11 protein-coding genes are annotated in these 11,972 nt (G+C 73.8%); 7 read left to right on the top strand and 4 right to left on the bottom strand.

Going from position 1 to position 11,972, the window contains the following annotated elements:
• Positions 1–2: 2 nt before the first annotated feature.
• From AB0G63_RS31265 to AB0G63_RS31255, 3 genes are read left to right on the top strand one after another with little or no spacing between them, the layout of a single operon-like run.
• Positions 3–818, top strand: coding sequence for an STM4013/SEN3800 family hydrolase (locus tag AB0G63_RS31265; RefSeq protein WP_360757191.1), 816 nt, complete (start codon positions 3–5; stop codon positions 816–818).
• Positions 815–2,152, top strand: coding sequence for an STM4012 family radical SAM protein (locus AB0G63_RS31260; protein ID WP_360757103.1), 1,338 nt, complete (start codon positions 815–817; stop codon positions 2,150–2,152). Before AB0G63_RS31265 ends, AB0G63_RS31260 begins: the two co-directional genes overlap by 4 nt.
• Positions 2,153–2,162: 10 nt before the next feature.
• Positions 2,163–3,059, top strand: a complete 897-nt coding sequence (locus AB0G63_RS31255; RefSeq protein WP_360757101.1) for an STM4011 family radical SAM protein — start codon at positions 2,163–2,165, stop codon at positions 3,057–3,059.
• Positions 3,060–3,088: 29 nt separating this feature from the next.
• Here AB0G63_RS31255 and AB0G63_RS31250 read toward each other — a convergent pair whose 3' ends face one another.
• The 3 genes from AB0G63_RS31250 to AB0G63_RS31240 form a co-directional block, all read right to left on the bottom strand.
• Positions 3,089–4,183 (bottom strand): glutamate--cysteine ligase, encoded by a 1,095-nt coding sequence (locus AB0G63_RS31250; RefSeq protein WP_360757099.1) that lies wholly within the window; start codon positions 4,181–4,183, stop codon positions 3,089–3,091.
• Positions 4,184–4,403: 220 nt separating this feature from the next.
• Complete coding sequence (locus tag AB0G63_RS31245) at positions 4,404–5,972, bottom strand: hypothetical protein (RefSeq protein WP_360757096.1); 1,569 nt, start codon at positions 5,970–5,972, stop codon at positions 4,404–4,406.
• 98 nt (positions 5,973–6,070) lie between these two features.
• Complete coding sequence (locus AB0G63_RS31240; protein WP_360757093.1) at positions 6,071–6,835, bottom strand: SDR family oxidoreductase; 765 nt, start codon at positions 6,833–6,835, stop codon at positions 6,071–6,073.
• A 449-nt stretch (positions 6,836–7,284) separates the two neighbouring features.
• Here AB0G63_RS31240 and AB0G63_RS31235 point away from each other — a divergent pair, with 449 nt between their 5' ends.
• Positions 7,285–8,109, top strand: a complete 825-nt coding sequence (locus AB0G63_RS31235; protein ID WP_360757090.1) for a DUF1684 domain-containing protein — start codon at positions 7,285–7,287, stop codon at positions 8,107–8,109.
• Positions 8,110–8,319: 210 nt separating this feature from the next.
• Here the strand turns inward: AB0G63_RS31235 and AB0G63_RS31230 are convergent, their stop codons facing one another.
• On the bottom strand, positions 8,320–9,207 hold the full coding sequence (locus tag AB0G63_RS31230) for a LysR substrate-binding domain-containing protein (protein WP_360757088.1): 888 nt from the start codon (positions 9,205–9,207) through the stop codon (positions 8,320–8,322).
• A gap of 82 nt (positions 9,208–9,289) precedes the next feature.
• Here AB0G63_RS31230 and AB0G63_RS31225 point away from each other — a divergent pair, with 82 nt between their 5' ends.
• The 3 genes from AB0G63_RS31225 to AB0G63_RS31215 are packed head-to-tail and all read left to right on the top strand — an operon-like array spanning position 9,290 to position 11,828.
• Positions 9,290–10,495 carry a thiolase family protein gene (locus tag AB0G63_RS31225; RefSeq protein ID WP_360757085.1) on the top strand — a complete coding sequence of 402 codons (1,206 nt, stop codon included), beginning with the start codon at positions 9,290–9,292 and terminating at the stop codon, positions 10,493–10,495.
• Entirely contained in the window at positions 10,492–11,160 is a 669-nt protein-coding gene (locus AB0G63_RS31220) for a 3-oxoacid CoA-transferase subunit A (protein WP_360757082.1), read from the top strand. The genes AB0G63_RS31225 and AB0G63_RS31220 overlap by 4 nt, the downstream gene beginning before the upstream one ends.
• Complete coding sequence (locus AB0G63_RS31215; protein WP_360757079.1) at positions 11,157–11,828, top strand: 3-oxoacid CoA-transferase subunit B; 672 nt, start codon at positions 11,157–11,159, stop codon at positions 11,826–11,828. The genes AB0G63_RS31220 and AB0G63_RS31215 overlap by 4 nt, the downstream gene beginning before the upstream one ends.
• Positions 11,829–11,972 lie beyond the last annotated feature (144 nt).

Genomic DNA, 11,972 nt, shown 5'->3' with positions numbered 1-11,972 from the left:
ACATGAACGAGGTCGTCGGCCGCCACGACATCCTCCTCGTCACGCTCGACACGCTCCGCTACGACGTGGCCGCCGAGCTGGCGGCCGAGGGACGCATCCCGCATCTCGCCCGCCGTCTCCCCGGCGGCGCCTGGGAGAAGCGGCACGCGCCGGGCAGCTTCACCTACGCCTCCCACCAGGCGATGTTCGCCGGATTCCTGCCGACCCCGGCGACGCCCGGACCGCATCCCCGGCTGTTCGCGGCGCGCTTCGCCGGCAGCGAGACCACCGCCGCCGGCACCTTCGTCCACGACACCCCGGACCTGGTCTCCGGGCTGGCGGAGGCGGGCTACCACACCGTGTGCATCGGGGGCGTGGGCTTCTTCAACAAGCAGGGCCCGCTCGGCTCGGTCCTGCCGGGCCTGTTCCAGGAGTCCCACTGGGAGACGGAGTTCGGCGTCACCTCGCCCCACTCCTTCGAGCACCAGATCGCCCGCGCCGAGCAGGTCGTCGCCCGACTGCCCGCCGAGCAGCGGCTGTTCCTCTTCGTGAACGTCTCCGCCCTGCACCAGCCGAACTGGTTCCACCTGCCCGGCGCGACCCGCGAGGCCGGTGACACCCGCGAGACGCACGCCGCCGCGCTGGAGTACGTCGACCGGCACATCGGCCGCCTCTTCGCCGCCGCGAGCTCCCGCCGCCGGTGCTTCGCGATCGTCTGCTCCGACCACGGCACCGCCTACGGCGACGACGGCTTCACCGGCCACCGCCTCGGCCACGAGTCCGTGTGGACCGTGCCGTACGCCCACTTCTTCCTCGACCCCGCCGAGGCCGTCCGATGACCACCGCACAGCTCACCAGCCCGTACCAGCACTACGTGTACGCCTACCCGCACAAGACCGCCTACCGCGCGCTGCCGGACCGTCCGCCGCTGCGGTCCCTGTGGGCGGCGGAGGACAAGAGCGCCCTCTCCCTCTACCTGCACATACCGTTCTGCGAGGTCCGCTGCGGCTTCTGCAACCTCTTCACCCGCATCGGCGCCCCCGACGGCCTGACCGGCGCCTACCTGGACGCGCTGGCACGGCAGGCCGACGCCGTGCGCGAGGCCCTCGGCGGCCCCGGCGACGTCCGGTTCGCCACCGCTGCCTTCGGCGGCGGCACCCCCACCTTCCTCACCGCGGCCGAGCTGGAGCGCCTCTGCGACATCGCCGAGCAGCGGATGGGCGCCGACCTGCGCGCCGTCCCCCTGTCCGTCGAGGCCTCGCCCGCCACGGCCACCGCCGACCGGCTCGCCGTCCTCGCGGACCGCGGCACCACGCGCCTCAGCCTGGGCGTGCAGAGCTTCGTCGACTCCGAGGCGCGTTCCGCCGTACGCCCGCAGCGCCGCTCCGACGTCGAGGCCGCGCTCGCCCGCATCCGGGACACCTCCGTCCCGGTGCTCAACATCGACCTCATCTACGGCATCGACGGCCAGACCGAGCGGACCTGGCGGCAGTCCCTGGACGCGGCCCTGGCCTGGCGGCCCGAGGAGCTCTATCTGTACCCGCTGTACGTCCGCCCGCTGACCGGCCTGGGACGGCACCGCACCGCTCCCGGACCCGACCCGGCCTGGGACGAGCAACGGCTGCGGCTGTACCGCGCGGGCCGCGACCACCTCCTCGCTCACGGCTACACCCAGCAATCCATGCGGATGTTCCGCCGGGCCGACGCCCCGCAGCAGGGCGCCGACGACTACGCCTGCCAGACCGACGGCATGATCGGCCTGGGCTGCGGCGCCCGCTCGTACACCAGCACGCTGCACTACTCCTTCGACTACGCGGTCGGCATGCACGAGATCCGCGGCATCATCGACTCCTACGTCGCCACGACGGACTTCGCCCGTGCGGAGATCGGCTACCGCGTCGACGCCCACGAGGCGCGCCGCCGCCACCTCCTGCAGTCCCTCCTGCAGGCCGAGGGCCTGGCGGCCGCCGACTACCGCGCCCGCTTCGGCGGCGCCCCCGCCGACGACTTCGGCGCCGAACTCCAGCGCCTCGCCGACCGCGGCTGGCTGGCCGACACCGGTCCCGCCCGTCTGCGCCTGACCCCGGAGGGCCTCGCCCACTCCGACGCCATCGGCCCGGAACTGTTCTCCCCGGCCGTCCGGGCCGCCATGGCCGCCTACGACAGGAAGTGACCGACCCGCCATGGACCTGACCGTCCTGTACCGGGGCCCGCTCGCCTCCTGCGACTACGACTGCCCCTACTGCCCGTTCGCCAAGCGGCGCGACTCCACGGACCAGCTCCGCGCCGACCGCGCCGCCCTGGAACGCTTCGCGCGGTGGGCGGGCACCCAGCGCGACGACCGTCTCTCCCTGCTGTTCACCCCGTGGGGCGAGGGCCTGGTGCGTTCCTGGTACCGGCGCACCCTCACCGAGCTGTCCCACCTGCCGCACATCCGCCGGGTCGCCATCCAGACCAACCTCAGCTGCCGCACCGGCTGGCTCGCCGAGGCCGACCTCGCCACCCTCGCCCTGTGGTGCACCTACCACCCGGGGCAGACGCCCTACGACCGCTTCCTCGCCAAGTGCCGCGAACTCGCCGGGCTCGGTGTCCGTTTCAGCGTCGGCGTCGTGGGGCTGCCCGAGCACCTGGAGGCGGCCCGCAGGCTGCGCGCCGATCTGCCCGGCCACGTCTACCTGTGGATCAACGCGGCCGAGGGGCACACCTACCGCGACGCCGAGGCCGACGAGTGGACCGCGCTCGACCCGCTGTTCCCCTACAGTCGCCGGCCGCACGCCAGTGCCGGGCTGCCCTGCCGCACCGGCGACACCGTCGTCTCGGTGGACGGCGCCGGCACCGTACGCCGCTGCCACTTCGTCCGCGACGAACTGGGCAACCTCTACGACGGCTCCTACCGCGCCGCCCTGCGCCCCCGGCCGTGCCCGCTGGCCTCCTGCGACTGCCACATCGGGTATGTGCACCTGGAGACCCTGCCGCTGTACGACGTCTTCGCGGGCGGCGTCCTGGAACGCGTCCCGGCCGCCGTGCCCGCCCCGCCGTCCGTCACCCGGCTGCCCGCACCGCGGTCCGGGGGGCGGTGAGCACGCCGGACCGGCCGGGGGCCGCCTCGTCAGGTCATGCTGCTCTGGGCGCTGATCAGGTCGGTGACCGCGCGCAGGCCGCCCTCGGCGAGGGCGGCGCGCTGCCGGTCGGCGCCGGTGCCGTCCTGCAGCAGCCGGTGGGTCAGGGAGGTCACCTGCCGGGTGTCGCCGGACATGTCGAGCGCTGGAGCGACGTACCGCAGGAGCTCGTACAGTACGTCTCCGGCCCGGCGGGGCCGGCCGATCGGGTCGACCAGGGTGCCGCCCAGGCCGTGGCGGGCGGCGTGCCACATGCTCGCCTGCAGCAGTTCGGGGGCGCACTCGAGGGCGGGTGCTCCGGCGGCCACCTCCGTCAGGGCCGTGTCCACCAGGGCGCGGACGATCCCCGCGAGCATCACCGCGTCGTCCACCCGGAGCTGGACGTCCGGACACCGCACCTCGAGGGTGGGGTACCGGTCCGAGAGGCGGGCCTGCCAGTACAGCTGACCGGTGTCGGAGATCAGTCCGCTCTCCAGGAGGCGCTGCACGCGGTGGTCGTAGTCGGCGACGTCGTGGAAGTGCGGGGGGACGCCGCTGACCGGCCAGCGGCTGAAGATCACCGTGCGCCAGCTCGCGAAGCCGGTGTCGTGGCTGTCCCACAGCGGGGAGTTCGCCGACATGGCCGTCAGTGTCGGCAGCCAGACCCGGAGGCGGTTCAGCACCTGCACGCCCTCCTCGCGTCCGGGGACGGCGACGTGCACGTGCATGCCGTTGACCAGCTGCTCCGCCACCAGCTGCGGCGCCTGCGTGACCATGGCCCGGTACCGTGCCTGGTCGGTGACGGCCACCGGACGACCGTGCCGCACGGGCGGTGTCCCGCAGGCCGCGATCCGGCAGCCGTGCTCCTCCGCGGCCACTCCCACGGCGTGCCGCAGCCGCAGCAGGTGGCCTCCGATCTCCTCCAGGGCGCCGCACACCGGCGTGGCCACCTCGACCTGCGCCTGGAGCAGCTCGTACTGCACCTCCTGGTCGGCCACGAGGTGTCCCAGGCCCGCCGCGACGCGGACCTTGTCCGCCTGTGGCACCGGCAGGCCCGTGACCGGGTCGAGCAGCAGAAACTCTTCTTCCACGCCGATCGTCGTCATCGACCGCCCTCTGTTCCGCCCGGCTGCCGGGCTGCCGGGCCGGGTCCCGATGCGCCGGCCGGCCGGCGTGTCTCCCGCGGTGACGGCCGCCTCGGAGGGGGCGGGGTCACGTGCGGGGAGATCCGAGTGCCGTAGCCAGATTACGACAAACCATCACAGTAAGGTATGAAACAACCTCGGCGAGGGGGTGCCGGGCCGTGCCCGGCCGGACGTCGGCTCCCTACGGGCGCGGCGCGAGATAGACCCGGTAGCCGGCGAGGGAGCCGGGGGCGGGCAGCGGGCGGGAGGGCCAGGACCTGGCGAAGGCGGGCGGGCGGCCGCCCGGGGCGACGAGGGCGGCGACGTTGTGGTCGCGGGCGGCAGTCGCGATCCCGGCCGTGGTGATGTTGACGTTGGGTCCCGTGGTGGCGATGGACAGGCAGCCGCCGTAGTAGGCGATGGGGATCGTCGCGGGGCCGTTCACCAGGCACGGCGGCCGGACGCCGAGCTGGCGCAGGCCGTCGGCGATGCGCTTCCAGTCCCGGTGGTTGGCGTCGGTGCGGACGACGATGTGGTGGAGGACGGCGTACTGGACGGCCAGGTGCCCCAGGAACCCGAGGGCGACCAGGGAGGCGGTCGCCCGTCGCCACCGGGGGCCGGCCGCCGCGAACGCCGCCCACGCCAGGCAGTCCGCGACCGGCAGGGCGAACAGCGCGTAGGCGGGCAGCAGGAAGCGGGGCGCCGCGTAGTCGATGAAGAACAGGTACGGGACCGCGGAGGTCACCGCGCAGGCCGTGACCAGCAGCGTGTCGGCGCGGCGGCGCCTGCTGCGGGATCTCAGGGCGAGCGTCACCCCGCCGGCCGCGGCGACCGGAAGCGCCAGCCACCACAGGTAGACGACGGGGCTCGGCCAGGGGGCCTGGCAGGGGCGGCACAGGCTGATCCCGGCGAGTGAGCGGAGCTGGTCGCCGACGGCGATGTGCCAGCCCAGGCCGCCCTGGAACTCGCTGCCCTGGTGCAGCCGCTCGGCCAGGCCGCCGAAGCGCACGTACGCCTCGGCGACCCACTCGGCCGCCCCGGCGGCGAGCCCCAGCAGCACCGCGGCGAACAGCGCCGGGCGCCGCCAGCGGCGTACCAGGACGGGCGCGGCCAGCAGGGGCAGCGCCGTCCAGACGGCGTCCGTGGGCCGCATCAGAGCCGTCACGGCGGCGCAGCCGGCGAGCCCCCACAGGGGTGCGCGCGCGTGCGGGTCGTCCGCGGCGCGCAGGAAGCAGCCGACCGCCGCGAGGGCGGCGAGCGCGACCCACAGGTTCGGCATGGCCTGCGGCCCGTAGAAGACGGTGACCCACAGGCTCGAGAAGAGCAGTCCCGCCAGTGCCAGCACCGCCGGGGGACGCCGTCCGCGCCAGGCCCGCAGGGCCAGGAACAGGGCGAGTCCGGAGACGGCCGCAAGGTAGACGCGCAGCGCGACGGTCGACGAGGTGAGGGTCGCCACCGGCCACACCAGCACCGAGACGCCACGGGCGCGGGGCGCGCTGAAGGCGGTGGTCGGAGCGTGGTGGCCGACCTGGCTGACGTAGATGACCTCGTCCCAGCCCAGGCCGAGGCGGGGCGGCACGAGGAGCAGCTGGGCGAGGGTGAACACCGCCGCGGCCGCGGCCGGCCACCGCCACCAGCGGCCTTGCGCACCGAGTGCGGCCGGGCCGGGTACCGCGGGGGTGGCCGGCGCGTCCGCGCCACGGGTGACGGCTTCCCGGACGGCCGCCGACGAGGTGGGCGCCGTTCGGTCCAGGTCCTGCTCTCGCTCCATCGGAGTCTTCCTCCCGTCGTCGCGGCCAGTCAAAGCGACGGGTGGGAGCAGTGCACTCGGAGCGGGGCAAACGACTGAACGGGGCGGCCGGCGAGCCGTCAGACCAGGCCCCCGTTGGCCCGCAGGATCTGGCCGTTGATCCAGTGCCCTTCGGGGCCGGTGAGGAAGGCGACCACGCGGGCGATGTCCTCCGGGGTGCCCAGCCGTTCCAGGGGCGGGGTCCTGGCGAGCCGGTCGATCTGCTCGGGGGTCTTGTCGGCGAGGAACAGATCCGTGGCCGTGGGCCCGGGGGCGACCGTGTTCACGGTGACGTCGCGTCCGCGCAGCTCGCGGGCGAGGATCAGCGTCATCGCCTCGACGGCGCCCTTGCCGGCCACGTAGGCGCCGTAGCCGGGGAACTGGGTGCCGACCACGGAGGTCGAGAACCCCACGAACGAGCCGCCCGCACGCAGTCGCCGGGCGGCCTGCTGGGCGACGACGAACGCGCCGCGGACGTTGGTGCGGTGCAGGGCGTCGAACGCGGCCAGGTCGAGGTCGGCGATCGGCGACAGAGCGAGCCGGCCGGCGGAGTTCACGACGACGTCCACGCCGCCGTACTCCTCCTCCGCCCGGTCGAACAGCGCGGCGACCTCCTTCTCGTCCGCCACGTCCGCCCGCACGGAGATGGCCCGTCCGCCGGCCGCGGTGATCGCCGCCACCGTCTCCTCGGCGGCGGCCGCGTCGGCGGCGTAGTTCACCACGACGGCCAGGCCGTCGCCGGCGAGCCGGTGCGCGACGGCCCGTCCGATGCCGCGTGATCCGCCGGTGACGACGGCGACCCGTGCGGCCGTCGCCGGTGAGTGGGTGGGGTGGTTCGTAGTCATGCCTCCACGATGCGCGACGCCGGGCGAGGCAGCCAGGGGACGTCATCCCCTGGGTCGGCGGCCCCCGGCCGGGCGGCTGTGCGTGTGGGCGAGCGGGCGGATGTGCGCCGGGATCCACGGCAGTGCGACGCCGGGCCGGGCGGGAGAGCGGTAGCCCTTCCGTCTGTCCGGCGCCCGTGTCGCGCGGGAGGCACTCCTTCGTCCCGTACACATGACTGACAAGAAGCTGTCACACACGAACCGGAATGCGGGTTCGGACGCGGACGGTTCTGACTGGCATGACAGCAGGCGCAGCGCTCGACGCATCCGACAAGGCGGACCGGCGACGCACGTGGCACTGCTCGGCGGACCGGCCGGTGAGTGAACACGCCGGGCCCGCCGCCCGCCCATACCGGTACAGCCGTGCGAGGTCGGACCTCGACCGGACCTCGCGGAACGAAGGAACCCTCATGACCACTGACGTCACCACCGCGGACCTCCAGGCCTTCACCGAGGACTGGCTCGGCTGGTACCGCGCGCACGAGGAGCGGCTCGCCGACCCGCACGGCTTCCTGGCGGTCACCGGACTGCACTGGCTCGACGAACGGCCGCAGCGCTTCCCCGACGCCCCCGGCGCCTGGCACACGGGGCGCGACGGCGTCGTCGTGACCCTCGACGAGGGCGAGGAACTGATCGTCGAGGGCTCCCCGGTGCGCGGTGAGCACCGCTTCGGCGTGCTTCCCGAACGCGGTGGCGTGAACGCCCTGTGGGGGGACACCGTGATCGAGGTCGCCAAGCGCGGGGGCAACGACATCGTGCGCCCCCGGCACCCGGACGCGCCGCTGCGCGCCGGCTTCAGCGGCACCCCGGCCTACCCGCCGCACCCGCGCTGGGTCGTGACGGGCCGTTACCTTCCCTTCGACGAGCCGCGCCCGACCACCGTGGGCGCCGCGGTCGAGGGGCTCGAGCACGTGTACGACGCCCCGGGCAGGATCGAGTTCACGCTGGACGGACGGCAGCTGTCCCTGACCGCGTTCCCGGGACCCGGCGAGGGCCGGCTGATGGTGCTGTTCACCGACGCGACCTCCGGGGTCACCACCTACGCCGCCAACCGCTCCCTGACCGTGGAGCCGCCCGCCGCCGACGGCACGGTCGTCCTGGACTTCAACCGCGCGGTGAACCTCCCGTGCGCGTACACGGACCTGGCCACCTGCCCGCTGCCGCCCGCGGAGAACCGGCTTACGGTGGCGATCGAGGCGGGCCAGAAGATCCCGCGCGAGCGCGGCGGGTCCTGAGGCAGGCAGGCCGCCCGCGCTCGAGGACGCCGCGAGCGCGGGCGGCTCCGCCCACAGGACGCTGACCGTCCCGGACACCGAGGTGACGTCCGACGGCGTCCGCACCGGCCCGTCGGTCCGGTGCTCAGTCGCTGCCCCCGAAAGGTCACGGGCTCCGGCCGGGAGGACTGACGCATCCGCTGCGCGTCGCGGGGTCGCGGCGGGCGTCGCTCAGCCGCGGACGCACTCCTCGATCACCGCGGCGACCTGCTGCGTCGCCGGGGAGTTGCGTTCCGCCCGGCGGGCCAGGACGAGATCGACGGACTCCGTCTCGGTCAGCGGTACGTAGGTCACGCCGTCGAGCCGCAGGCTCTGCACCGACTGGGGCACCAGGGCCACGCCGTGTCCGGCGGCCACCAGGACGACGAGGGTGGCCGTCTCGCCGACCTCGACGAGCGACGCGGGCTGGAAACCCGCCCGGCCGCAGGCGGACAGGACACGGTCGTACATCGCGGACCGCGGCTGCGAGGGGTGGATGACGAACGTCTCGCCGGCCAGCGCCCGCAGCGAGATCCGCGGGTCGGCGGCCAGCGGATGGTGCGCCGGCAGTACGGCCACCAGCGGCTCGGTCCGCAGCGGGGTGACGTCGACCCGTTCGGCCTCGGCCGTGCCGGCGCGGGACACCGCGAGGTCGTAGGCGCCGGTGAGCAGGCCGTCCACGAGCTGCGGGGTGAGCAGTTCCCCGTGCAGGTCCAGGGTGATACCGGGCAGCCGGGCACGCACGGTGCGGGCGACGCGGGGCAGCACGTCGTAGGTGGCGGTGCCGATGAAGCCGACGGACACCCGCCCGGCGCGGCCGGTGGCCAGCTCCGCCATGTGGACGCGCGCCCGCTCCTCCTCGGCGACCATGGTACGCGCGTAACCGGTCAGGTGCCGGCCGGCCTCGGTGAGCTCCACGTGCCGGGTGGACCGGGTGAACAGGGCGGTCCCCAGCTCGCGCTCCAGCTGCTTGATCTGCTGGGAGAGGGCCGGCTGCGCGACGTGCAGACGGGCCGCCGCGCGGCCGAAGTGGCATTCCTCCGCGAGGGCGAGGAAGTAGCGGACCTGACGCAGTTCCATGGCGCCATTTTATAGCGCCTGCTTATCAATGACTCACTACTAGGTCTTGGACCTGATGAAGGAGGGCGCCTACCGTGAAGGCGTGACCGACAGTTACCTGTACGCAGCGTCAAGAACACCCTTCGGACGGTTCTCGGGAGCCCTCGCCGGCATCCGGCCGGACGACCTCGCGGCCCACGCCGTCACCTCGGTGCTGGCCAAGACGCCGGCGCTGGATCCGGGCGAGATCGACGACGTCGTCTGGGGCAACGCCAACGGCGCCGGCGAGGACAACCGCAACGTCGGCCGGATGGCCGTCCTGCTGGCCGGGCTGCCGACCTCCGTGCCCGCCACGACCGTCAACCGGCTGTGCGGCTCCTCCCTGGACGCGGCGATCATCGCCTCCCGCGCCATCGAGACCGGCGACGCCGGCATCGTCCTCACCGGCGGCGTGGAGTCGATGACCCGTGCCCCGTGGGTGCTGCCCAAGCCCGAGCGCGCGTTCCCCGCCGGGGACGTGACCGCGGTGTCCACGACGCTGGGCTGGCGGCTGGTCAACCAGCGCATGCCGAAGGAGTGGACGGTCTCGCTGGGCGAGGCCAACGAGCAGCTGGCCGACCGGTTCGGCATCCCCCGGGAGCGCCAGGACGAGTTCGCCGCACGGTCCCACGACCTCGCCGACGCCGCCTGGAACGCCGGCTTCTACGACGACCTGGTGGCGCCGGTCGCCACCGACGCCAAGGGCGGCACGCTCAGCCGGGACGAGGGCATCCGGCCCGGGTCCGGCGTCGACAAGCTCGCCGCGCTGAAGCCGGTGTTCCGCACCGACGGCGTGATCACGGCGGGCAACGCCTCCCCGCTGAGCGACGGCGCATCCGCCGTGCTGCTGGGCTCCGGGGCCGCCGCGGACCGCATCGGCGCCGACCCGCTGGCCCGCATCGCCGGCCGCGGCGTCTTCGCACTGGACCCGCAGGAGTTCGGCTTCGCACCCGTGGAGGCGGCGAACCGGGCCCTGAAAAACGCCGGCATCTCCTGGTCCGACGTCTCCGCGGTCGAGCTCAACGAGGCGTTCGCCGTCCAGTCGCTGGCCTGCGTGGACGCCTGGAAGATCGACCCGGAGACGGTCAACGCCAAGGGCGGCGCCATCGCGCTCGGCCACCCGCTGGGCGCCTCCGGCGGCCGGCTCCTGGGCACGCTGGCCCACCGGCTGCGGGAGTCCGGCGAGCGGTGGGGTGTCGCGGCCATCTGCATCGGCGTCGGCCAGGCACTCGCCGTCGTCCTGGAGAACGTCACGGAGCAGAACCGATGACCGTACAACTGTGTGATCACGCCGACGAGGCGGTGGCCGGGATCGAGGACGGCTCCACGGTCCTCGTCGGGGGCTTCGGCATGGCCGGCATGCCCGTCGAACTGATCGACGCGCTCATCCGCCAGGGCGCCAAGGACCTGACCGTGGTGTCCAACAACGCCGGCAACGGCGACACCGGACTCGCCGCGCTGCTGGCGAAGGGCCGGGTCCGCAAGGTGGTCTGCTCCTTCCCGCGCCAGGCCGACTCGTGGGTCTTCGACGGCCTGTACCGGGCAGGCGAGATCGAGCTGGAGGTCGTGCCGCAGGGCAACCTCGCCGAGCGGATCCGCGCCGCCGGGGCCGGCATCGGCGCCTTCTTCTGCCCCACCGGCGTCGGCACCCTGCTGGCCGAGGGCAAGGAGACCCGGGTCATCGACGGCCGCACCTACGTCCTGGAGTACCCGATCAAGGGCGATGTGGCGCTGATCGGCGCGCACCGGGCCGACCGGATGGGCAACCTCGTCTACCGCAAGACCGCCCGCAACTTCGGGCCGGTCATGGCGACCGCCGCGACCACCGTCATCGCGCAGGTCCGCGAGATCGTCGAGACCGGCACGATCGACCCGGAGACCGTGGTGACGCCGAGCATCTATGTCGACCGCGTGGTGCAGGAGACGACCGCATGAGCACGAACGCACAGTCCACTGAGGTGCGCGGCCCGCTGGGCAAGCACGACATCGCCGCACTCATAGCCCGCGACATCCCCCGGGGCGCCTTCGTCAACCTCGGCATCGGCCAGCCCACCCTCGTCGCCGACCACCTGCCGGCCGACTCCGGGGTGGTGCTCCACACCGAGAACGGCATGCTCAACATGGGGCCCGCCGCGCATGGCGACGAGATCGACCCCGACCTCACCAACGCGGGCAAGATCCCCGTCACCGAGCTGCCCGGAGCGGCGTACTTCCACCACGCCGACTCCTTCGCCATGATGCGCGGCGGCCACCTGGACGTGTGCGTGCTGGGCGCCTTCCAGGTGTCCGCGGCCGGCGACCTCGCCAACTGGCACACCGGCGAACCCGACGCCATCCCCGCCGTCGGCGGGGCCATGGACCTGGCGATCGGGGCCAAGAAGGTGTTCGTCATGATGACGCTGTTCACCAAGACGGGCGCGCCCAAGCTGGTTCCCCGGTGCACCTACCCGCTGACCGGGCTGGGCTGCGTCGACCGCGTCTACACCGACCTAGCGGTCTTCGACATCACCCCGGAGGGCGTCGCGGTCCGCGAGACCTTCGGCGCCACCCTCGACGAGCTGGCGGGCCGTCTGGACCTGCCCCTGGTCCCGGCCGGTCACTGACCGGCCCGCCCTGCCGCCCCGCCCTGCCAACCCGCCATGCCAACCCGCCCTGCCGCCCCGCCCTGCCGAGCGGCCGGTGACCTGCGAACCCGTCACCGGCCGCTCCCGGCGGCACGCCGCCGCCGGCCGCCGGGGGGGCGGGAT

Source organism: Streptomyces sp. NPDC020996 (genome assembly GCF_040641355.1).
Taxonomy (GTDB): domain Bacteria; phylum Actinomycetota; class Actinomycetes; order Streptomycetales; family Streptomycetaceae; genus Streptomyces.
The sequence above is the reverse complement of the archived record's forward strand: the minus strand, read 5'-3'. Positions and strand labels throughout refer to the sequence as shown.